The organism is Pseudoalteromonas sp. SR45-4 (genome assembly GCF_014163535.1).
GTDB lineage: Bacteria > Pseudomonadota > Gammaproteobacteria > Enterobacterales > Alteromonadaceae > Pseudoalteromonas > Pseudoalteromonas nigrifaciens.
The window spans coordinates 1-22,848 of the sequence record NZ_JACJDO010000051.1 but is presented as its reverse complement, the minus strand read 5'-3'; the positions used below and the strand labels follow the sequence as shown (position 1 = coordinate 22,848).

24 protein-coding genes and 1 tRNA gene are annotated in these 22,848 nt (G+C 40.1%); 14 read left to right on the top strand and 11 right to left on the bottom strand.

What is annotated here, in order from left to right; genetic code table 11:
- Nucleotides 1–59: 59 nt before the first annotated feature.
- Nucleotides 60–668 carry a paraquat-inducible protein A gene (locus H5058_RS16465; protein WP_182679067.1) on the bottom strand — a complete coding sequence of 203 codons (609 nt, stop codon included), beginning with the start codon at nucleotides 666–668 and terminating at the stop codon, nucleotides 60–62.
- 241 nt (nucleotides 669–909) lie between these two features.
- Between H5058_RS16465 and H5058_RS16460 the strand changes: the two genes are divergently transcribed.
- Together H5058_RS16460 and H5058_RS16455 are read left to right on the top strand one after the other, a co-directional pair.
- Nucleotides 910–1,476 (top strand): alkylphosphonate utilization protein, encoded by a 567-nt coding sequence (locus tag H5058_RS16460; protein ID WP_011327013.1) that lies wholly within the window; start codon nucleotides 910–912, stop codon nucleotides 1,474–1,476.
- A 147-nt stretch (nucleotides 1,477–1,623) separates the two neighbouring features.
- Nucleotides 1,624–2,433, top strand: coding sequence for an META domain-containing protein (locus tag H5058_RS16455; protein WP_089367632.1), 810 nt, complete (start codon nucleotides 1,624–1,626; stop codon nucleotides 2,431–2,433).
- A 56-nt stretch (nucleotides 2,434–2,489) separates the two neighbouring features.
- Here H5058_RS16455 and H5058_RS16450 read toward each other — a convergent pair whose 3' ends face one another.
- Nucleotides 2,490–3,329 carry a 23S rRNA (adenine(2030)-N(6))-methyltransferase RlmJ gene (locus H5058_RS16450; protein WP_182679064.1) on the bottom strand — a complete coding sequence of 280 codons (840 nt, stop codon included), beginning with the start codon at nucleotides 3,327–3,329 and terminating at the stop codon, nucleotides 2,490–2,492.
- 238 nt (nucleotides 3,330–3,567) lie between these two features.
- On the opposite strand from H5058_RS16450, the gene H5058_RS16445 reads away from it, so the two are divergent.
- From H5058_RS16445 to H5058_RS16405, 9 genes are all read left to right on the top strand, one after another.
- Nucleotides 3,568–3,798 (top strand): cell division protein ZapB, encoded by a 231-nt coding sequence (locus tag H5058_RS16445; protein ID WP_011327009.1) that lies wholly within the window; start codon nucleotides 3,568–3,570, stop codon nucleotides 3,796–3,798.
- Nucleotides 3,798–4,103, top strand: coding sequence for a cell division protein ZapA (locus tag H5058_RS16440; protein ID WP_011327008.1), 306 nt, complete (start codon nucleotides 3,798–3,800; stop codon nucleotides 4,101–4,103). The genes H5058_RS16445 and H5058_RS16440 overlap by 1 nt, the downstream gene beginning before the upstream one ends.
- A 59-nt stretch (nucleotides 4,104–4,162) precedes the next feature.
- Nucleotides 4,163–5,179 carry an MBL fold metallo-hydrolase gene (locus H5058_RS16435; RefSeq protein WP_011327007.1) on the top strand — a complete coding sequence of 339 codons (1,017 nt, stop codon included), beginning with the start codon at nucleotides 4,163–4,165 and terminating at the stop codon, nucleotides 5,177–5,179.
- Nucleotides 5,180–5,235: 56 nt separating this feature from the next.
- A complete protein-coding gene (locus tag H5058_RS16430) occupies nucleotides 5,236–6,705 on the top strand; it encodes a transglycosylase SLT domain-containing protein (protein WP_182679062.1) in 1,470 nt (489 codons plus the stop codon).
- Between the two features lie 70 nt (nucleotides 6,706–6,775).
- On the top strand, nucleotides 6,776–7,270 hold the full coding sequence (locus H5058_RS16425) for a peptidylprolyl isomerase (protein WP_011327005.1): 495 nt from the start codon (nucleotides 6,776–6,778) through the stop codon (nucleotides 7,268–7,270).
- Nucleotides 7,271–7,301: 31 nt separating this feature from the next.
- Entirely contained in the window at nucleotides 7,302–8,030 is a 729-nt protein-coding gene (locus H5058_RS16420) for an SDR family NAD(P)-dependent oxidoreductase (protein ID WP_182679060.1), read from the top strand.
- Nucleotides 8,027–8,866: an amidohydrolase gene (locus H5058_RS16415; RefSeq protein WP_182679058.1), complete on the top strand. Its 840-nt coding sequence runs from the start codon at nucleotides 8,027–8,029 to the stop codon at nucleotides 8,864–8,866. The genes H5058_RS16420 and H5058_RS16415 overlap by 4 nt, the downstream gene beginning before the upstream one ends.
- A gap of 49 nt (nucleotides 8,867–8,915) precedes the next feature.
- A complete protein-coding gene (locus H5058_RS16410) occupies nucleotides 8,916–10,481 on the top strand; it encodes a S41 family peptidase (protein ID WP_182679056.1) in 1,566 nt (521 codons plus the stop codon).
- Nucleotides 10,482–10,484: 3 nt separating this feature from the next.
- Nucleotides 10,485–10,868 (top strand): hypothetical protein, encoded by a 384-nt coding sequence (locus H5058_RS16405; protein ID WP_182679054.1) that lies wholly within the window; start codon nucleotides 10,485–10,487, stop codon nucleotides 10,866–10,868.
- A gap of 70 nt (nucleotides 10,869–10,938) precedes the next feature.
- On the opposite strand, the gene H5058_RS16400 is transcribed toward H5058_RS16405, so the two are convergent.
- From H5058_RS16400 to H5058_RS16385, 4 genes are all read right to left on the bottom strand, one after another.
- Nucleotides 10,939–12,114 (bottom strand): mandelate racemase/muconate lactonizing enzyme family protein, encoded by a 1,176-nt coding sequence (locus tag H5058_RS16400; RefSeq protein ID WP_011327000.1) that lies wholly within the window; start codon nucleotides 12,112–12,114, stop codon nucleotides 10,939–10,941.
- Nucleotides 12,115–12,141: 27 nt separating this feature from the next.
- The gene (locus H5058_RS16395) at nucleotides 12,142–12,909 is read right to left on the bottom strand and encodes a class II aldolase/adducin family protein (RefSeq protein ID WP_011326999.1); all 768 of its coding nucleotides are present in this window, start codon (nucleotides 12,907–12,909) and stop codon (nucleotides 12,142–12,144) included.
- A 142-nt stretch (nucleotides 12,910–13,051) separates the two neighbouring features.
- Nucleotides 13,052–13,375, bottom strand: a complete 324-nt coding sequence (locus H5058_RS16390) for a c-type cytochrome (RefSeq protein ID WP_011326998.1) — start codon at nucleotides 13,373–13,375, stop codon at nucleotides 13,052–13,054.
- Between the two features lie 175 nt (nucleotides 13,376–13,550).
- A complete protein-coding gene (locus tag H5058_RS16385) occupies nucleotides 13,551–14,090 on the bottom strand; it encodes a DUF2058 domain-containing protein (protein WP_011326997.1) in 540 nt (179 codons plus the stop codon).
- 265 nt (nucleotides 14,091–14,355) lie between these two features.
- Here H5058_RS16385 and H5058_RS16380 point away from each other — a divergent pair, with 265 nt between their 5' ends.
- Entirely contained in the window at nucleotides 14,356–15,504 is a 1,149-nt protein-coding gene (locus H5058_RS16380) for an MFS transporter (protein ID WP_089367625.1), read from the top strand.
- On the opposite strand, the gene H5058_RS16375 is transcribed toward H5058_RS16380, so the two are convergent.
- Both H5058_RS16375 and H5058_RS16370 read right to left on the bottom strand, forming a co-directional pair.
- A complete protein-coding gene (locus tag H5058_RS16375) occupies nucleotides 15,471–15,971 on the bottom strand; it encodes a prolyl-tRNA synthetase associated domain-containing protein (protein ID WP_011326995.1) in 501 nt (166 codons plus the stop codon). The genes H5058_RS16380 and H5058_RS16375 overlap by 34 nt on opposite strands.
- A gap of 1 nt (nucleotide 15,972) precedes the next feature.
- On the bottom strand, nucleotides 15,973–16,359 hold the full coding sequence (locus H5058_RS16370; RefSeq protein WP_011326994.1) for a hypothetical protein: 387 nt from the start codon (nucleotides 16,357–16,359) through the stop codon (nucleotides 15,973–15,975).
- Nucleotides 16,360–16,526: 167 nt separating this feature from the next.
- Here H5058_RS16370 and H5058_RS16365 point away from each other — a divergent pair.
- Nucleotides 16,527–16,602, top strand: a tRNA-Ala gene (locus H5058_RS16365).
- A gap of 236 nt (nucleotides 16,603–16,838) precedes the next feature.
- On the opposite strand, the gene H5058_RS16360 is transcribed toward H5058_RS16365, so the two are convergent.
- Nucleotides 16,839–18,086 carry a glutamate-5-semialdehyde dehydrogenase gene (locus tag H5058_RS16360; protein ID WP_182679052.1) on the bottom strand — a complete coding sequence of 416 codons (1,248 nt, stop codon included), beginning with the start codon at nucleotides 18,084–18,086 and terminating at the stop codon, nucleotides 16,839–16,841.
- Nucleotides 18,083–19,189, bottom strand: coding sequence for a glutamate 5-kinase (gene proB / locus H5058_RS16355; protein WP_011326992.1), 1,107 nt, complete (start codon nucleotides 19,187–19,189; stop codon nucleotides 18,083–18,085). The genes H5058_RS16360 and proB overlap by 4 nt, the downstream gene beginning before the upstream one ends.
- Nucleotides 19,190–20,052: 863 nt before the next feature.
- Between proB and H5058_RS16350 the strand changes: the two genes are divergently transcribed.
- Nucleotides 20,053–21,900, top strand: a complete 1,848-nt coding sequence (locus tag H5058_RS16350) for a sodium:proton antiporter (protein ID WP_058372400.1) — start codon at nucleotides 20,053–20,055, stop codon at nucleotides 21,898–21,900.
- A gap of 81 nt (nucleotides 21,901–21,981) precedes the next feature.
- On the opposite strand, the gene H5058_RS16345 is transcribed toward H5058_RS16350, so the two are convergent.
- Complete coding sequence (locus H5058_RS16345) at nucleotides 21,982–22,620, bottom strand: tetratricopeptide repeat protein (RefSeq protein ID WP_182679050.1); 639 nt, start codon at nucleotides 22,618–22,620, stop codon at nucleotides 21,982–21,984.
- Nucleotides 22,621–22,848: the final 228 nt, after the last annotated feature.

Here is a 22,848-nt window from a genome sequence, read left to right as displayed (position 1 = left end):
AGGTTCTAGGTTCTAGGTTCTAGCGAAGTTTATGATAACTGAATAGTTAATACAAACCTTTATATATTTTTTGCATCGGGTTTAATAAAACTACTCGCGGCAATGGCAAATAAGCAATAACCGGTAAAATACCAAAAGCCATTCCCCAGTTCGGCGTGCATTTTAATTAGCCCACCGGTTTCACCCTCGGCATTGCCTGCAAGGTAAGTAACAATAAGTGCAATAACAAACACATCTACCATACTCCACTTACTCAAAGCGCAAATAGTTACTCCCAGATTTTGCTTAAACTTACTCGCTGGCAATAAGCAAAAGACTAATTGCATTAGTAACTTAATAGTCGGTATTACAATTGAAAAAAAAGCCACCAACACCGCCACTAAATAATTTTTATTATGAGCCAGTTCGTTAACCGTTCCCCAAATGCTGCGTGTTTTTTGATAAGCACTTATCTCACCTTCAAGCTTATCTAACCCAAACATGCTTGATGCCATCATCAGCATGTTTCGAGTGTTGCGGTCGCCTTCATCGGCAATCATCTCAATGCCTGTTTGCGCTAATTTAGACTTATCTATTTTCCCCTCTAGGGATAATACAGGCTGGGTAACACCGGGAAGCAATAAAGCTAAAGCAATTAAAATACTAACTATAGGGAGAAGTAAGCGCATAACATATCAAAAAAATAAACCATCATGCGCTTATCATACGCAAACTTAAACGCTGCGTCTTGCTCAATGCTAAACCGAGTTTGCTGTATTTAACTATTGTAATTTGCAGTTACAAACAAGATATAACCATACTTTTTATATGGATATGCGCTAATCCTTAGTGCAAATGTACACAAAGAGCCCAGATGGAGGTATAATAACCACATAATATTTTTGTAAAAACAGCATAAGAGCCTCCTATATGAGCATTGAACAAGCCTTAGTAGAACGTAGTAATAACCAATGTGAATTATGTGCAGCAACAGATACTTTATCTGTGTACGAAGTTCCGCCAGTTAAAGAAGCCCACTCAGATAAATGCATTTACACTTGCCAAGTATGTAAAGATCAAATTGAAGACACCGCTGAGCTAACCCCTACCCATTGGCATTGTTTAAACGACAGCATGTGGAGTCAAACTCCTGCAGTTCAAGTAGTTGCTTATCGTATGTTGAGCCGCTTAGCTGCCGACAATGGCTGGGCACAAGACGCCCTAGACATGATTTACTTAGAAGAAGATACATTAGCATGGGCTCAACAAGTACTTGCTGAAGATGACGACCTAAAGCATCTTGATAGCAATGGCGTAGTACTTAAAGCCGGTGATACCGTAACGCTAATTAAAGATTTAGATGTAAAAGGCAGCAGCCTAACCGCTAAACGCGGTACTGCAGTACGTAATATTGGCTTAACCAGTAACCCTGAACATATTGAAGGGCGTGTTGATGGTCAACGTATTGTAATTCTGACCAAGTTTGTTAAAAAGTAAAAACATTTATTTAGGGCGCATAAGCGCCCTTTTTTACGCGTTGTAACAATCACTAAGCCAAACTTTTACTCCTCAATTAAGCCTTGATTAAGTAACTAAGCACTATCTTCATTTAAAATCATCTAATTTAGTATTAAAGGAACAACGATGTTTAAACGTAAGCCAAGTTCAATTTTAAAATCGGTAGCAGGGATCAGCTTCTTAGCCAGTGGCGCATTGGTATTATCTGGATGTGATGATGCAAAGAACACTGCACAGGCAACACAGGCAGAGTCAACAGCAACGCTAACAACTGAAGTTAGTTACCTTGATCGCAGCATGTTGGCGCCTAATTCACAGCTAACAGTAACACTTGCCGATGTATCTAAAATGGATATTAAAGCAACCGTTATTAGCCAGCAGGTTATTGATTTAAATGGTGGTCCTCCTTATACAGTAGAGCTTGCCTACGACACTAACAAAATTAATAAAGCACTTAGCTACAGCGTTAGTGCACGTATTGAAAATAATGGTGAGCTACTCTACACCAGCACAAGCAACAACAACCCATTCGCAGCAGATGCACAAACCAGCCCGTACAAAATTGTGGTTACAAAAGTAGATCAAAAACCAGATGTTGATTTAGCAAATACATATTGGAAAGCAATCACTTTAGCTGGCGATAATGTTACGGTTACAACAAAAGAACCTTTCATTCAATTTAGTAATGATGGCAAAGTGCATGGGTTTTTAGGCTGCAATAACTTTAACGGTGGTTATGAAGTTAATGAGCAAACGGTGACTTTTGATCACATAGCGGCAACGCAAAAAATGTGTCATGAAAACATGGATCAAGAAGCTGCAATGTCTAGCATGCTAAGTAAAGCTGCGCAGTGGCAAGTTAATGGCGAATCGTTGAGCTTAAAAGATGAAAAAGGTGAGCCACTAGCTACCTTTAAAGCTGTTTACTTTAACTAAAATAACTGCAGTAATAATTAAAATGCCCAGTTTAACTGGGCATTTTGCTATGTGGGTTACTCTGCGACTAACTGCTCGCTGCGATAAAAACCACTTGATTCACTCAATATACTCACCAGCTCTGGCAACACCTCGTCCATAACCTGTTTTAATTTCCACGGTGGATTAATTACTATCATCCCCGAGGCAGTCATGCCATGCACGTCGGTATCGGCTTTGGTAGCTAGCTCAAATAATTGAATATTACGCATGCCAGAGTCAATTAGGTCTTGCTCCATGTTGTCAATGCGGCTACGGTCAACAACAGGATACCAAATCATGTATGTGCCTGTAGCAAAGCGCTGATACGCTTGCATCAACGTAGTAATAACAGTGTCGTAATCGTCTTTGACTTCATAAGGTGGGTCTATTAACACGCAGGCTCTGCGCGATGCAGGGGGTAATAAGCCAACCAAACCAGCAAAACCATTTTCGCCACGTACTCGAATCGAACGCTTCCCTTGCATGTTCTCCTCTAGTAATAACAAATCACGTGGGTGCAGCTCAAAAAACCAGCCTTTATCTTGGCGGCGTAAAAAGTGTTCCGCAATTTTTGGCGAACCCGGATAAAACTCTAAACCGGCTGTTTGGTTAAACGATTTGATCAGTGCAATGTAGTCATTTAAAGCTGAGTGTTTGCTAGTGTGTTGCCACAGTTTTTCAATGCCGTCTTGATACTCTTGTGTTTTTTGTGCATCGGCCGCTGCTAATTCGAAAAAGCCCGCACCCGAATGAGTGTCTATATAATCCAGTGGCTTATCTTTTAAAGTTTGGTAACCTAACACTTGTGCTAACACTAAATGTTTAAGTACATCGGCAGGGTTTCCGGCATGAAATGAGTGTCTGTAACTAAGCATTATTTATTTTCGCCATACGCTATTTAATAAAAACAGTGAACCATAAGCACTGTACTTTGACAACCTATCCCCTGATAAGCGGCCATTAAAATGAACCATTTCTGAATGAAAAAGCCAATACACTGAATTATCCCTTAACAGAGAATAAAAATCAGCTAAAACCAGCGTAAATGCTGGTAAATAAACAAACTTTGCTTTACATTTGCATTACCTTAATTACAGTTATATGAGCGCCTTTATGAATAACAACACTCTTCAACAACTCGAACAACTGATCGACCAATTAATTCAGCGTAATAATCAATTACAAGCTGATGTATCTAATTTAAAAGAACAAAATAGTAAACTCGCTGACGACAACGAGCTTTTGCAATTAGAAGCCCTTGAAAACGAAGAAAAGCAAAAAGATGCCAGCACTACTTTATCTGGCCTGCTTGATAAGTTACAAAGCGCACAACAGGCTAGCTAATGTCTGAGCTGCAAAACCAGCGAGTCACTGTTGAATTGCTTGGTAAAGAGCAGCAATTTGCTTGCCCACCTGGGCAAGAAGAGGCACTTAAAGCGGCAGCTAAAAATCTCAATGATTTGGTTGAGCAAATGAAACAACGCTCTACTGTTAAAAATGAGCAAAATGCCCTACTTATGGCAGCCTTAAATTTAAGCCACGAATTGCTAGAAGCAAAGACTATAAAAGCTGTTGATCTGCAACACCAAGATCAACTCATTGATAAGTTGAGTCAGCACTTATCAAATGACTCTAAACATAATAAATAAAAGCGCCTAGAGCGCTTTTATTTATTACGCAGCTTTTAAACCATAATAGAGAGCGTTATATGAAGTCAGCCCTGCGTTTATTTAAATTAAGTAAGTACCTACTACTGCTTAACTCTTTTTATTTTGCAGCCAATGCTAACGCCGATGTTACGTGGGAGAAAATAAGTCCCAATATTCAATTTTTAAAACAACAGCATAAACTACGTTTTTACGACTCAAACCAAGTATTAATTGAAGGTAGTAAATGCGCACTGTTAGTAGATACCAGCGGCAACTTTGCTGCAGTAGAACAACTTGCTAGCGATTTAAAAAAGCACTTAACAACACCTTTGTGTTACTTAGTGGCCACTCATTTCCATGACGATCATTTGCTGGGGATGGCTGTAATGCAGCACTTTTACCCCGATGCGCAATTAATTACCCATCAGCAAGTAAAAACTGACTTTGCCCTTTATCAGCAAGCATTTAACGATAAGCTAGAAGGATTCGAAAAAAGCATTGAGCTTAGCTACCAACGCTTAGCAACACTCCCCGAAAATGAGCAAGCGCAGTGGCGTACAAAGTTAGAACGCGCTAAACAGCGCCTATTCCGCTGGCAAAAATATCAACTCAATGCACCTGAAATAAGCATAAACACCAATAAAACATTAGACTTAGGCAATTTTGAAATTACTTTAAACGCCCACCAAGCACATACCAATGGCGATTTAACCATTACAACTAACAGTGGCAGCACTTTGATTGGTGGAGATATTGTTGACTGGCTTCCCTACCCTGGCCACGGCGAGCTAAGCAGCTGGCGCGCACTGCTACAACAATATATTAATGACTCAGTGCTAAAAACTATAATTCCTGGTCATGGTGAACTAACTAATAAGTCGCAACTGCAGCAGTCGCACGCATTTTTAACCGCCATTACAGAGCATGTAGCTAATAATAGTGGGCAAACAATAGAGCAGTTAATGCTGTCATTTCCTGATGTCGCGATTAAACCCTACATGCAAGAGTCGCTTAATGCCAAGTCGAGTAATTTATTTTTACAAGCAGGATTAATTCGCGCGATAAACGCAAAATAACTCAACACAACGGACTGTGTTAAAATAGTAAAAGGATTTTAATAGAAGTGAATGTTATGCGCAGTTTGGTTTTAGCTTGTTTAGGTGTTTTTTTATTTGGCTGTGAAACCACCAAGCCAGAGCCTATAGAAGCACCGCAAATATTTACTCACTTTAAGCCAAGTTACAGCGCCCCTAGTGAATTAAAAACACCGCAAAGCACAAAAACTAACTTACACATAACGCCGCCTAAAAACACAAAAAATAAAATAATAAAGCCACCAGCTAAAACAACTGACTTATGGCAGTATATCGCTAATAATCTGCATTTTCCTATTGAGCAAAATAAAGCGCTAAAAAAGCGTATTAACTGGTATTTGCAGCAACCCGATTACCTGCAAGTTATGAGCAAACGAGCTGCTCCGTATTTATACCATATTGTAAAAAAAGTAGAGCAACAGCAACTACCAATAGAGTTAGCCCTACTGCCTTTTGTAGAGAGCGGATTTAGACCCACTGCACACTCATCGCAGCAAGCCGTTGGCGTATGGCAACTGGTAGGAGCAACTGCACATCATTTTGGGGTTAAGTCGGATCAATGGTATGACGGCCGCCAAGATGTACTTGCCGCCACCGACGCAGCCCTGGCGTATTTAAGTTACTTATATAAACGCTTTGATGGCAATTGGCTGCACGCTCTCGCCGCTTATAATAGCGGTGAAGGGCGAGTTAAACGCGCGATTAAACAAAATAAAAAGCACGGTAAAAGCACTGATTACTGGTCGCTAAAATTACCTCAAGAAACCGCCGATTATGTACCCAAGTTACTGGCACTAAGCTACTTAGTTAAACATCCGCAACAAGGTTTTAAACGCCCAAAGCTCGCTTACAAAGCATTGACCACCCATATGAATGTAGGCCAACAATTTGATTTTTCAATCATTGCCAAACTCTCTGGAGTAGGCTCTAAGCAGCTACATGCACTTAATCAAGGGTATTTAAAAAATCAAAGTTCACCCAATGGTCCGCATACGTTATTACTGCCAATTGAGCAGCAGGCACTATTAAACAGCTCGTTTTTTAAAACTAACTTTGCTGGAGAGTACATAGTTAAACAAAACGATACGCTTTACAGTATTGCTAGGCGCTTTGGCATGCCTTTAAGTGCCTTAAAGCAACTTAATAATAAACAAAACAACTTAATTGGCATTGGTGAAAAATTACTTGTTGGCCAGCCCAAAACACTTCCGGAATCATTGACTGTTGATTATAAAATTAGCCCCTACCTTGAGCATCAAGAAGTGGTAATTGCAACACTCGAAATAGACTATGAAGTGCAACCAGGCGATACCTTGTGGAGCATTAGTCAGCTTTACAATGTGCCGCACAGTGACCTAGCTAAATGGAATAAACTGTCAGCGTCGAGTATGCTCAAACCAGGTATTCAATTAGTGTTATTTATTCCTCAGGCCGAAAAGCCTCAAGTAACAACTATTAAAAAAGATTTACTGTTAGATCTACAAAAAACATTAAATCAGCCACGTTAAGTTTCTAAAAAAACATATTTCGCGTAAAATTACGCTCTAACTAATACAGTCAAAATTTAAAGAGATAAGCATGCAAATTAGTAAAAATTCAGCCGTTGAATTTCATTACACCCTTAGCGAAGCCGGTGAGCAAATAGAAACCAGCACTAACGAAGCGCCTCTTACTTATATTCATGGCAGCGAAGGCATGCTTCCTGGTTTAGAAAATGCGCTGGAAGGCAAAGCCGCTGGCGAAAAATTTAGCGTTACATTAGCGCCAAGCGAGTCATACGGCGAACGTGTTGATAACTTAGTACAACGCATTCCGTTAAAGCATTTACAAACACAAAGCAAAGTTAAAGTATGGAAACCAGGCATGACCGCAATGGTAAGCTCGGATCAAGGTCGTCATCAGGTAACTATTATTAAAGTAGGCCGTTTTAATGCCGATTGTGATTTAAATCATCCATTTGCAGGTAAAACACTGACTTTTGATGTTGAAGTAGTGTCGGTACGTGAAGCCACCAGCGAAGAAGTATCGCATGGCCATGTGCATGCAGCAGGCGGATGTGGTCACTCTCACTAATTAAAAAGTAATAACAAATAAAGGAGCAAGTATGTCAAAAGTGGCTATTGTTACCGGCGGCACCAAAGGTATTGGTTTAGCGGTAGTACAACGCTTACTAGCAAGCGGCTATGAAGTACATAACCTTGATATAACACCAAGTAACTTTGGTGAGTTTCATCATTGTGATGTAAGCGATGTCACTGTTGTACGTCGTTGTATTAATGCCATAGTTGGGCAAACGCAGCGCATTGATGTACTTGTTTCTAATGCAGGAAAACATTTAAGCGCCAACATAGAGAGTACCGATGAGCAAACTCTCGATGCACTATTTGCGCTTAATGTAAAAGGCGCGTATGCGGCAGTGCAAAGTGTATTACCAATAATGAAAACCCAAAACAACGGTGCTATTGTGCTTATAGCCTCAGATCAGGCAATTATAGGTAAACAAAATTCATTTGCTTATAACCTGACTAAACACGCCCTTGCTTCTATGGCAAAAACCACCGCGCTTGATTACGCGAGTTTTAATATTAGGGCTAATGCCGTGTGCCCTGGCACTATAGAAACACCGTTATTTCATAACGCCATAGACGCTTACTGTAAAAACAGTGGTGCCAATAAAGCACAAACAGTAGCCGAAGAGGCGGCATTGCAGCCACTTAACCGTTTAGGCCAAGCTGATGAAGTAGCCGCTTTAGTGAATTTTTTAGTCAGCGATGATGCAAGCTTTATCACCGGTAGCTTGCAAAGTATTGACGGTGGTTATACAGCGCAATGAGTAGTGCTATTATTGACCCCCATGTGCATTTTTTTAATCTACTTGAGGGGCAATATACTTGGTTACAAGGCGCTAACCCGCCGCCATGGCCTAACTTAGACAAAATAAAGCAGCCGATCAGTGCTGCGCAATTAATGCAAGATTGCGACTTTAAACTTGCAGGCTTAGTGCATATTGAAGCGGGGTTTGATAACAGCGCACCTATAAACGAGCTTAACTGGCTCACCAAGCACTTGGCTGGCATTACTTACAAAGCCGTTAGTTTTGCCCAGATTGATCAAAGCAATCAGCTATTTAGCCATGCGCTCAGTAACCTTTCCCATCCAAGCTTAGCGGGCATTAGAGATATTACCCAAGGTCATGACGCCAAACGTTTGCTCAGCAGTAATTGCTACAATAACTTTGAAACGTTACAGCAGTTAAAATTACATTTTGAAGCCCAGTTTGAGCTTGAAAACCATATTATAGTTAAGCAAATTGCTCAATACGCCAAACAGTTTCCACAGTTACAAATTATACTTAATCACGCAGGTTTACCCCACAATATGCCAGCGTGGCAGCAAGGCATTAAATTACTCGCCAAGTACCATAACATTGCAATTAAGTTTTCGGGATTTGAGTTACTTAAGCTCAATAGCGGGCAGCAAGCACAGTGCTTTAATATTATTTTGCAACACTTTGGCGAACAAAGAATAATGTTTGCGAGTAACTTCCCCGTTTGCCAAATCAATACCCAATATAACGACTTATGGCAGGCACACTTTAACTTATGTAGTAACCAAGCGCTTTGGCAGCAATTAAGCTATAAAAACGCTAAACACTGCTATCAACTCTAAATAAAAGCCGCTATATTTAAATTAATCGTTTAAAAATAGAGCTTCTTATATGCACTCTAAAATTCGTTACAAAAAAACAACAACACTCGCCTCCTTAGCACTGCTTAGCATTTTATCTGGATGTGGCGGCGGCAGCGATAGCGAGGGTCTTACTCCTAATGGCAATGCCAATAGCTGGAGCGCAGGGGTATTTGCCAGTGCCAGCCAATTTAAAGGACAATGCCAAGCAAGTAATGAAAAAAACTGGCTGCGTTCGTGGAGTAACGAAACCTACCTTTGGTACGATGAGATAATAGATACCGATCCAGCGCTTACAAGCGGCGTAGTTGCTTATTTTGATACCTTAAAAACCAATGAACTGACCGATTCAGGCGCTAAAAAAGATAACTACCACTTTAACTTACCTACCGATGAGTGGCAGCGCCAAAGTCAATCAGGGGTAACCTATGGCTATGGCTTTAATATAAAAATACTTGCTAGCAGCGCGCCACGCCAAGCCGTTATTAGCTATACCGAGCCAAATACACCTGCGAGTAATCAAAACCTTGCTCGTGGCTTTGAACTTGTTGCAGTAGATGGCATTGATTTTGTAAATACGACTTCCAGCAGTGAAGTTGCTCTTATTAGTGCAAGTTTGTTTCCTGAGCAAACAGGTAAAACGACCGAGTTTGTATTTAAAGACATAAATACTAACCAAAACCGTACCGTAACACTCACCTCGCAAAATATTACCTCGCAACCGGTAGTCAATGTGCGTACCGACTTAGCCGATGGCGATGTGGGTTATTTTCAGTTTAATAGCCATAATGCGATTGCTGAAGATCAGCTCTACAATGCATTTAACCAATTTGCAGCAAGTAATATTAAAGACTTAGTGATTGACGTACGCTATAACGGCGGCGGCTTTTTACAAATGGCCAGCCAAGTAGCCTATATGATTGCGGGCCGCGCGAACACCCAAGGAAAAGTGTTTGAGCGTACTGTTTTTAACGATAAAAATCCAAATACCAACCCGGTAACTGGGCAAACACTTAGCCCAATGCCGTTTACTAATCAGTTTGTGGGATTTGCTGATAACCCTGCAACTGTGCCCGGTAGCGCACTGCCAACATTAAACCTAAACCGCGTATTTGTTCTCACGACTAGCAGCACCTGTTCAGCAAGCGAAGCCATTATTAATGGTCTGCGCGGCGCCGACATTGAAGTGATCCAGATAGGCTCTGGTACCTGTGGCAAGCCTTATGGCTTTTATCCTACCGATAACTGCGCAACCACCTATTTTACCATTCAGTTTAGCGGTATAAATAATAAAGGTTTTGGCGAGTATGCTGATGGCTTTGCGCCAAAAAACACTATTGATAACGCTTTTCAACCCGTATTATTAAATGGTTGTGCGCTTGCCGATGACTTTTCTCAGCCATTAGGTAATGCCAATGAAGCACTGCTTAAAACAGCGCTTAACTATCGAAATACCGGTAGCTGCCCTGCGCCAAGCTCCATAAACAGTAAACAAGGTTTTGCACCTGCTATTACAACTGATTCGCCTGAAGTAAAAGATACGCGAATTCAAACCTTGCTTGAGCAAAATACTATTCTTAGCGATAACATGAGATAAACCATGAAAGTACGCCGACTTACAGTAATCGCATTTATAACAACCGCACTCAGCGGCTGCTTAGCACAAAGCGCTGAGCCAACTCCTAAGCTGCAGCATGCGCTATTAGTAACACCTAATAGCATAGCAGTAGCTAATGCTATTGCCAGCTTACTGCATAGCTCACAAGTGCAATTAGCCGATGATGTATTTACTACTAACAGTACTGTGACGCTCGATAAACTCAACCATAAAGACTCCATGGGTAATCCTATTATGGGTAAGCAGCTTAATATGCCCGACCAGTTTGAGTTAATGATTAAAGGCAAGCAATGCTTTGTTCGCCATATTGATAGCAAAGCAACGCAGCAGTTAAAAGGCGTGCAGTGTAAAATTAATCAGCTATAACAATAACGCCAAATAGCAAAAGCCGCGTAGTGAGCTATCACTACGCGGCTTTTTAATCTGTATGCTAAAACTATTTAATTTCTACACGCTGCGAGCGCATTACAATCTCATCGTTTAATTCAATACCAATACCTGGCTCTTCCGACACTTGAAAAAAGCCATTTTTAGGTTGAGGATCTTGCAGACACAACTCACGGTTCCATTTTTTAATCGCATAAGTATGATGCTCATGAATTAAAAAGTTAGGAATGGCTGTTTCTAAATGCAGTGAAGCTGCAGTCGCTACTGGCCCGCCGCATACATGCGCTTGAATGCGCACATCAAAAATATCGGCGTAGTCACACACTTTTTTCGTTTCGGTAAAACCACCACATAAACCAATATCGGGTTGCAATACATTAATACTTTGATCTTCTAAGTATGGGCGTACACCCCAGCGGTTATACAAGCGTTCACCACCAGCAATTGGCACGGCCACTTTATCAGCCACTTTGGCATGCAATGAATGGTTTAAATAGTTAACGGGTTCTTCAAAAAACATGCAATCGAATTCTTTCGCTATTTCGCCCAATTGAATTGCCGAAGTCACCCCTGGTAAGCTATGGCATTCAAAAATAATATCAACTTCGTCGCCTACCGCTTCACGAATCGCTTGCATACGCGCACGGTACAACTTCATTTCAGCGCGGGAAATAATATTAGTGCGATCGTAGTAAGTATTGCCGTCTTTATCGTACTGAATTGGGTCTACTTTGACTGCATCGTAACCCTCGGCAACCGCTTTTAAAGCCGCTTCGGCGTATTCTTGTGGCTGCACTAATGCTTTAAACTCGCTATCCCAGTCAAACTGTAGTTGCGATGCATAAGTGCGTAATTTATCGTTAACCTTACCACCAAGTAGTTGATACACAGGTACACCCAGTGCTTTACCTTTAATATCCCACAGAGCAGTATCAATCGCACTCATTGCAGCATATACAACAGGCCCACCACCTAAACCCCAAAAGCTTTCACGTAACATACGCGACCAAAGCTTTTCGGTTTGAAATGGGTCGTGGCCAATTAAAAATGCATCGGCCATTTCTTTGATCATAGCGGCAGCAGCGCTGTGGCCTAAATCGTATGCAAGGCCCGCTTCACCCACACCACTAATGCCTTCATCAGTATGAATACGTACAAATACTGGAGTCCAAGCAGGACGATCTGGGCAATGAATATCAAACACTTCAACGCGATTTACTTTCATGAATATTCCTTATTAACCTTTAAATGGTTATTTTGCAAAACTAGGATCAAGTCGGTACGCTTTGCGCAGCATAGCTGGCCACGCTAACTGCCCGCCAGTACTACCACTGTGCACTACATTTGCTTGATTATAAATATTGTCGATTATAGGCTGCGGGACGCTAATAGCCTGCTGCGAACTGGCTTGAATAGCGAGCTGTATTTCACAGGCGCGCTGTAAATCATAAAAGCGCATAAAAGCATCGCCCACCGTTGGCCCCACTGTTAAGCCACCGTGGTTAACTAACAACATATGGTTAGTATTGCCTAAATCATCTTGTAAGCGTTTTCGTTCATCATCGTTAACCGCTAACCCTTCGTAACCATGATACGAAAGCGACGGCAAAGAGAACATGGAATACTGACTTAGTGGCAATAAGCCATTTTTTTGTGTAGCAACAGCTATGGTTTCTTTCGTGTGTAAATGAATCACACAATGCGCATCGTCGCGTACTTCATGAATTGCGCTATGAATAGTAAAGCCAGCTGGATTAATATTAAATGGCGTGTCGTCAATAATATTGCCGCTTAAATCTACTTTAACTAAGTTAGAAGCGCTGATTTCATCAAAGGTTAAACCAAAGGCGTTCACTAAGTAATGATCACTGCCCGGTATCCGCGCCGATAAATGCGTGTAAATTAAATCGCCCCAACGAAAATGATCCACCAACCTATAACAGGCTGCTAGATCAACTCGTAGCTGCCATTCTTGTGCTGATACTTTATTTTTTAAATCGAGCTGGGGTAAATCAAACATAATAAGCCTTTAAATACACATAAGATCAATTGCGCAATAGATGTTTAGAAGTCTAAATTAGTATTTAGGTTATAGCAATCAGGAAATAAAACAGCCACACTAGGTGTGGCTGTTTTTTAATAAAAATAATTAACTGCGTTTATTATTTTACGTTTGCAAGGTAATCAGCAATTGCAGCAAACTCTTCATCTGTTACGGTTGCTACCATAGCTTTCATAGCCATAGACATACCATTACTGCGCGCACCTGATTTAATGTCTTTCATTTGTGCAACTAAATAGTCTTTATTTTGACCATTTAATTTAGGGTACATGCCCATAATAGGTGCCTTACCTTCTGCGCCGTGACACGTTTGGCAGTTTTTAGCAGTGTAAAGTGCAGCACCATCTGCAGCAGCTGCATTAAATGACAAGCTTGCGGCTAAACTAATACCCGCGCCTAATAAAAGTGTTTTAATTTTGCTCATTGTATTTACTCTTCTTTTTTTGACGGTTAAAAAACTGTTCTGGTGATTGTAGTCAACAACACTATAAAAAGCATACGTAACTAATAGCATTTGACGATCAATCAGAACAAATACATGTACAGCTCATTTAAGTTAACTTTAGCAAAAATTAAATGAGTCTACACTTAACTAAAATTTACCACGTTAAATCATCTGGTATTTCAAAATCGGCGTATGGATCGTCTTCATCTTTTACTTTGCTTTCTGGCTCAACATGAAAAACAATATAATGTTCATCTACTTCAGCTACTTTACGTGCCGGTTCGTCTTCTAATACGTAAAATCGGCCTTCGAGCACACAAATAGCTAAGCGACCACCCGATAACGCTTTTTGCGTTCTTTCGTTTACTTCAATGCTCTTTACTTTGTTTTCGTAAGTAAAGTTAAAAGTACGCTCACCACGTATTGCTTCTTGGTTATGGTGTTCTAAAATTTGTTTAACACGGGCACTTTGCTCGCGCTGCTTTAAACTACCTTGGCGTGCCTGGTTAAGCTCTTCTGCTTTTTGTTGCTGCTCAAGTTTTGTTTGTTGAATATGCTTTTGTAAATCGCTAGGGTTACTGGTTGCACCCTTTTTTTGCTTTTTTTGCTGCTTACGCTTTTCTGATTTAGCAACTTTAGCTTTATGCGATGTTGTTAATCCTGCTTGGAGCAATTGCTCTTGAAGTGACCCCATGGCTCTATTCCACTAAAAACTAATATTAAGACTATTTTAATCACCAATGCCGGCAAATAACAGCGCTATCATCATTAATCTAACAAACGACGATAAAAACACCATGATTTAGCGCAAAGATAGCGACTCTTTTAGTAAACAATTACTTATTACTGTTTATGGGCATACCAAATAGTCGCTTAAAGTATTCGTTTTTAGATTATCAAACACAAGGGATTTTTAATATACTGCCACTTAACTATTAGTTACTCGCCAAGCTATAATAATGCGCCTACCTCACTTGTTGCTTTGCTCTGTATTTATTTTTTTTGTACTTTACGCTCCACAACCACTGCTTGGCCTATTTGCAGTTGAGTTTGGTGTTGCCCCCGCCGTTGCTGGCAGCTTAATGACTGCGGCTATGCTACCACTGGCTATTGCGCCTTTAGTGTATGGGTTGTTTTTAACTAAACGTAATCCTTTATTTATATTACGCATTGCTATGTTGTTATTGGGAGGATGCTGTTTATTATTTGTTTACGCCCCCACCTTTGAGCTGCTGTTATTGGTACGCTTTTTACAAGGCCTAATATTACCAGCGGCATTAACAGCCATGACCAGTTATATTGGCATGAGTTTTAGTGCCGATACACTGCAAAAAAATATGACAATCTACATTGGCAGCACCATAGTAGGCGGCTATTTTGGGCGTGTTCTGGCAGCTATTTTTAGCGATATATGGCACTGGCAAAGTTTTTATTATTTTATTGCCACCATGCTCATTTTGCTTGCGTGGAGTATTCCCCATACCCGCTTTAAAAGTAATAACGTTAAATCAATACTTTCACCACTAGACTATATTAAACAACTGCGTGAAGGGCCGCTGCTAAAAGTGTATGGTGCGGTATTTTGTATGTTTTTTTGCTTTGCCGCTTTACTTAATTATTTACCTTTTATTTTGCAAAATACTTTTTTAATCACTAATACTCGCGACATTGGCTTGGTTTACAGTGGTTATTTAATCGGCGCTTTAGCGTCTATTACAACACCTTGGTTACTTAAAAAAGTGCCCTCTGCATGGCATTTATTAACGGCTATATTTTTGTTTTACAGTATTAGCATTGTCATGTTAATGAGCCACCAGCTAATAGTGTTTTTAGCCGCATTTACATTATTTTGCGGGTCTATGTTTGTGATTCACTCAACTGCCGCTCCCTTAGTTAATAAAATAAGTAAAGCACCACCAAGTGTTACTAATGGCGGGTATGTATCGTTTTATTACAGCGGCGGTGCACTTGGGTCGTTATTACCAGGGGTGATATACCAGCATCATGGGCAAACCGCATTTATGGCAGCTTTATTGGCTGTTTGCCTATGCGGCTTGATGCTGGTTATATGGGCTTACCTTGAAGGTAAAAATACTACGCGAGGCTGATGCTCAGTAAAGTTAAAAAACTGCTCTAAGTCTGCTTTATTAAGTAACCAGGTTTGGGTGTTTTCAAACGGATGACAATGAAATAGCTCACCTTGCCAAATATCTTGATCTAGCCAAACGCTTACTTCGTTTTGCTTGTCGTTCATTAGGCTAAGCATAGATACACACCCAGGTGCTACTTTTAAATAGCGCGCTAAACGCTCGCTTGAGGCAAATCCTAACCGCGATAACCCTTGTTGTTTTGACAATACTTTTAAATCAAGTTGCTTGTCATGGGCGGTTATAACTAAAAAGTGCCGCTTACCTTCATTATCACGTAAAAATAAATTTTTAAGTCGTGTACCTGGGCGCTCCACCATAAAGGCATCGGCATCTAAACTGCCATGTAATGGTGGGTGCTCTATCACCTCATAATTAATATTTAACTGCGCTAATAGCGCTGCTAACTTTGTTTTATCAGCTAACATACTACAAACAACGTCCTCTTAATTGCACACTTAAATCACGCCACAGTACCTCATTAATTTCATGCTTAGCGGGGCAATAGTTGCGTGTTTCAAGCTCTTTATTTAACAATTCAACAGCTTGATCTTCTAACTGCAATTTTAAAATACTCGACTCTTCAAAATGCTCTTGCGCTGCAAAACGCTCAAAGTCACTGCGGGTAAACTTTTTATCTAAATTAATGTTCTGGCGGCTTTTAGCCTTTACCGATACTACGTAGGCAAATAGCTTATTTCCTTGTTCATCTTGTTTTTCATGAAACTGTTTATTATTTATTTCATAAGGTTGCTCGTCACTTGAGTTAGCACAGCCAACAAGCAAAACCATCAGTACTAAGGCATACTTTTTCATTTTTAATTGTCTTTTTACTGAATATTGTTGTTGAGTCTACCAAAATTTCATCTAAACGGTAAAATTAGTGAAAAAATACTTGACCTATTTTATAAAAAACCTTAAAGTTCGTCCCGCTTGAGAATCAGCAATCAAGCTTTTACGTAATATGTAAAATTTAGGAATGTGGGGCTATAGCTCAGCTGGGAGAGCGCCTGCCTTGCACGCAGGAGGTCAGCAGTTCGATCCTGCTTAGCTCCACCACTTTCCTACTCCCTCTTTAGTATTGTCTCAAAGCCATCAATTTATTCGCTATTTTATCTTAAGTTTCACTCTGTATTTAAACCCCAAAATATACGCCATATAGCTAACGCTATTGCACGCTTTTTAATTTTACTGGCTAGCGAAGTAGAGCCTAAGTTAGTTTATTGCACAAAAAAGCCGAGCTGCAGCTCGGCTTTTGAAATTCATAATATGTTTTGTCCTGAAATAAACTAAGTTTATTCGCGGATCTGACCGTCGCCATTAACTAAATACTTTTCAGTAGTTAGTGACTCAAGGCCCATAGGTCCGTAGGCATGTAGCTTAGACGTTGCAATACCAATCTCGGCACCTAAGCCCAGTTGTGAACCGTCTGAAAAACGCGATGAAGCGTTAACAGTTACTACCGAAGCATCAACACTACGTTGGAATAACTCTGCCGTAGCAGTGTTTTTAGTACAAATTACTTCTGTATGGTGCGAACCAAATTGCGCTATGTGCTCTACAGCTGCCGCAAAACTTGGAACCACGCGAATGGCTATTTCTAAATCTAAATACTCTTCACCAAATTCATCGTCGCCCAGTACTGTTGCATTGTCAAAATACGTAGCTGCTTGGCTATCGGCATTAATTTTAACGCCTTCTTGACGTAACACTACCGCACACAAGTTTAAAAACTCATCGGCAATATCTTGATGTACAACTAAGCCTTCTAAAGCATTACACACGCCGGTGCGTTGCGTTTTACCATTAAGCAGTAGGTTAATTGCCACTTCAAGGTCGGCGTCTTTATCAACATATAAATGACATACACCTTTAAAGTGTTGGATCACTGGTATTGTGCTGTTTTCGGTTACAAAGTTTATTAACCCTTCACCACCACGCGGTATAATTAAATCAATGCTGTCACGTTGCTGCATTAATTCCATTAATAAGCCACGATCGGGGTCAGGAATTACCGAAATAAGTGCTTCTGGTAAATTATGCTTTGCTAGCACGCTGTGCATTACGCTAGCAATTGCTTGTGAGCTTTTTAGTGCTTCTTTACCGCCGCGTAAAATAACGCTATTACCCGATTTAAAACACAATGCACCCGCATCTGCGGTTACATTTGGGCGCGCTTCGTAAATCATACAAACTACGCCTAGTGGTACGCGCATTTTACGAATTTTAATGCCATTTGGACGCTCGGTAATATCGCGTAGCTGACCAACCGGATCATCTAAGCTTACTATCACTTCGATGCCTTCAGCCATTGCTTCAACACGTTCATCGTTAAGCGTTAAACGGTCAACCATTGCTGCTGCTAAGTTATTGTCGCGTGCCGCGGCTAAATCGCTTTCGTTTTCTTTAATAATAAATGCTTTTTCTGCACGTAGTGCTGCAGCCATGTCCAATAGCACTTTATTTTTTGTCTCGGTATCGAGTAACGCTAACTGATGAGCAGCTTTTGCTGCCTGGCGTGAAATATCCGTAATTAAACTCATGACTTCTCCAATAATGCGATATGTTTTTCAGATATAACAGGTCCAATTGAGTCCTGCATTTTTTCGCTGAATTCACTCTGTTCGTTGTCAGCAATAAAGCTCAACAAACAGCTACTATAATTTGCGGTTGCTTTGGCTAAACGCGTACCATCTTCACTGCGTACTAAAATAGTGTCACCAATTGCGAACTCGCCATGCACGGCCATTATTTCATCGCCACGAATACAGCCTGTTTCGCCTTCGAGTGACTTATCAAACGAGCCATCTACAACAACTTCACCCTGCTCATTTGCAGTGTGCGTCATCCAATGTACAGAATCTTGCATTGGTTTTTCGTATGGTAAGAAAATAGTCCCAGGGTTTTCACCTGCAAGTAAACGCGTAAATGTCTCTTCTTTAAAGCCGTTAATAATATAAGTTGAAATCCCATGTGAGGTTGCTTTTTCAGCCGCTTCAATTTTGGTTTTCATACCGCCTGTACCAACTGCGCTAGTTGCACATCCTGCCATAGCATAAATAGAGTCATCAATTGATTTTATTTCAGGCAGTAAAATAGCATCGTCATGCAAGTTAGGGTTTTTATCATATAACCCATCCACATCTGAAAATATAAGCAGTGCGTCTGCATCAGCTGCTGCTGCAACCATAGCAGATAAGTTATCGTTATCACCTACTTTTAGATCATCGGTTGTTACTGCATCATTTTCATTAATAATAGGTAACACGCCGTGCTCAAGTAAAGTAAATACAGTTTCGCGAATACTTTGATAGCGTTCATGATCACGTAAGTCACCGTGGGTTAATAATAATTGAGCTGATGGAAAGTCAAAAAACCTATCCCACATTGCTATCATTTCTGTTTGACCTGCGGCAGCCATTGCTTTTTTCATCACGACTGAACGTGCTGTATCTGATGGGAACAAATGTGCCCCCGCAGCAACTGAGCCTGACGAAACTAAAATAACTTCAATACCACGAGCACGACAGCGAACAATAAACTGTGCAATGGTTAATATGTAACGTGAACGGCAGCCATCTTGATCCGGTGCAATTAAAGCACTACCTACTTTAAGTACTATACGTCGCCAATTTAACTTATTCATAAATGTTCAACTTTCCATTTTATTTGCGCTCATACAATGTGATGAGCTAAAACTAGTTAGCTAGGTTTAAAACATAGCTTCGAATTTGGTTTATCATTTAAAAACACTTTTTTACACACGCAAAGCGGCTCTATCTAAAACTGTTGTTATAGATTTAAGCGCAAGTACTAAATAGCAACAACTCAACGGTGTTGAATAGTACTAACAAAAAATTTAAAAAGTGTTGTTTATGTATCGCTGTAAAAGCTGTGTGTGGCTTTTTTATTAACAACATACATAGAGCCTCTTAAGTCAGATACACCAACAGATAGGGTGATGACTTAAGGACCGAGATTTAACCGCCACGATGGGGGCTAAATATTGAAAGGTAATAATTCAACTCAAACCTTTATTTATTTAAATAGTTAAATAAACTTGTTTAGCAAAATCATACCAAAGAGTTCGGTAAATGATATTTATACTGCTCAAACCCTTAAATCACTACAAAACAGTATTATACCGCTTTAATGTGACTCTAATATTAATAAGTTATTATTTTAAAATAACCACTTAATTAGACAACTAATTGTTTGAACACGAAGCATAATACGCTAAAACTGCAGGTAAAATCAAGGTTAAAATTCAAACCAAGTAAAATGCAGCTTGTTTTTCGAACTGTTTTTATATTAATTATCAAAAAGTTAAATCCTTTTTGTAGGGTATTTATTAAAATTACTGATAAAATAACAGACTTTAAAACCCGTAATATCTGATAAACAGCTAAAATTCTATTAGCAAAATTTAACTTATCCGTGTATACCCCTGTATTATAATTAACATAAGTTATACTTTTATCTATCATATTCACAAGGAATTCTTATTCTATGTCAGCAATTTATATAGCCGGTATCGCACTTTGCTCCGTGCTTGCCCAGTGGGTCGCATGGGCGTTTAGAGTCCCTGCTATTCTGTTTTTATTGCTTACAGGACTATTATTAGGGCCATTTACTGGCGTACTAGATCCTGACGCGCTTTTAGGCGATTTACTCTTTCCTGTTGTGTCACTCAGCGTTGCTATTATTTTATTTGAAGGCTCTCTCACCCTGCACTTCAGAGAATTAAAAGGCATCAGTAAAGTAGTCAGAAACCTGTGCTCTATTGGTATGCTCACTACGTGTATAATTATTAGCTTTAGTGCCTATTGGCTATTAGAGCTTAACTGGCGGGTAGCTGCTGTGCTCGGCGCTGTACTTGTTGTAACGGGTCCTACTGTTATTGCCCCTTTGCTAAACTCTATGCGACCAACTCAAGACATCGACCGAATACTACGCTGGGAAGGCATTGTTATAGACCCTATTGGTGCTCTTTTTGCCGTATTAGTTTTCGAAGCCGTGATGTTAGTTGGCGAAGGTCAAATATTTAGCCATACCATTATCGCGCTAGTTAAAACCTTAGGTGTAGGCTTAACAATTGGTGTTGTTGCAGGTTGGCTTACTACACAACTTATGCGCCGAGAGTGGCTACCATTTGAGTTGCATAAGTTTGGCATTTTAGCCCTAGTGCTTATAAGTTTTTCAGTGTCTAATCACTTAAGCCATGAATCAGGTTTATTAGCGGTGACTGTATTTGGTATTTGGCTTGCAAACCAAGATGATTTAGAAATTGATTCGGTGCTTGAGTTTAAAGAAGATCTATCGATGATTTTAATCTCAACACTGTTTATTTTACTTGCAGCAAGGTTAGAACTCTCTGATTTAATGATGCTAGATAGTGACGTTTTTATATTTTTAGCTATCGTGCTATTTATAGCTCGCCCTGTGTGTATTGCAATATCGACTTTTGGTACTGACCTACCAATGAAGTCACGCTTAGTACTCGCTTGGATTGCGCCACGCGGTATTGTTGCCGCAGCTGTTGGTTCTGTATTTGCGCTGAGCATGATGGAAGCTGGTGTTGCTGATGCAGAAAAAATGGTGCCGCTCATATTTACCGTTATTATTATTACCGTGGTGCTGCAAAGCCTAACTGCCATCCCTTTAGCTAAACTGCTTGGTGTACGTCAACCATCACCAAGTACCATTTTAATTATTGGTGCAAACCATGTATCGCGTGCTATTGCGCGAGGCTTAAAAGATCAAAATATTCCTGTGCATTTATCTGACCCTGCATGGGAAAACTGTAAAATGGCCCGTATGGATGGCTTGCCTTGCTACTACGGTAATCCACAATCTGAACATGCTGAGCGTTACTTGCCTTTAACCACTATTCGTAGTGTGTTGGCACTGTCACCAAATCGCCATCACAATGCGCTAGGTGTACAGTATTTTTCTCACTTACTTAATGATAAAAATGTGTTTTCACTACGTTCATCTTCATCGCATGCTAAAGCGAATAAAGACAGTGCTACTTTCTTATCGCGCCAAATTTTATTTGGTGAAAATGGCTCTTATGCACGCTTAAGCAGTGTGATAGCGAAAGGCGGTAAAGTAAGTGCTACCCGTATTTCTGATGAGTTTAGCTGGGAGCAATATCAAGAAATGAACCCAGAAGCAATTCCACTGTTTATTCTCAAAGGGGATAAAGATGGCGATGACGATGCGCCAGTTAAACTTAGACCCTTTACTAGTGATATGGAAAAACCACCGCAAGAAGGTGAGCGCATTGTTGCTTTGCAACCGGCTAAAATATCACTACTAAAAGATTCACAAGCAAAAGCTAAAGAAGAAAGTTAACACTGTTTGTTAGCTTTTAATGTAAAGGCCTAACTCGCAAGAGTTAGGCCTTTTTAGTGTATTTTTGGTATATCAATATGCTTACATAGGTAGGCGAGCGCGAGCCACAACGCTGGCTGGCATTTTTTCGGCTAACTGAGCTAATAAACGCGCAATTTTTTTATGCGTATTGGCATCTGCGACCTTGGTATTAAATAACCAACGATACATATCTTCAAAGTCGCGTGGACTGCCGTAGCCTTGGTTAAATAACTTAACTAAGCGAAACTGCGCTTTTAAATTTCCCTGCGATGACGCTTCACGCAAATAAGTGATTGCCATTGCTTTATCTTGTTGTACCAAACGCCCAATGTCGTAGTAACGCCCTAACTGCTCTAAAGCCGCTGCTAAGCCCTGCTCAGCCGCTTTTTGCATATAGTACACACCTAACTCTACATCGCGATCAACACATACGTTATAGGCTAGCATATCGCCATATAAAAACTGATACGATGGTAATGCCATTTTATTGGCTCGCGCTTCTATATCTTGTACTAACTGGCAATCATCTGCCTTAACCCGGGCTAAATGGGTGTTTTTATTAATTAGCGAAATTAACTCAGTCTCAGTATACAGTGGCACTGCTGCTGCCGTTTCTTCTGCTAAGCTATTGCTGCTCATCAATAAAGAGAGTGTCATTAATGGTAATAACAAAACTGAATGACTAAAAAGTAACTGCATCTTTATCACTTATAAAAATAAACCTATTAAATACTATACAAAGATCGTTCCAAAATTAATATTTAACCTGAACTCTAGTTAAGAGGTTTACTAACGTATTGAATCATAGTTATATTTAATTTTATTTTCTCTAGCCAGAGGTTTTCAGTGAAAACAAGGCGAATTTACGCGTCAATAGCTGGCCTATTGCAAGTAAATTCAACGCAGTTAGCGCTGAAAATAGCTGCT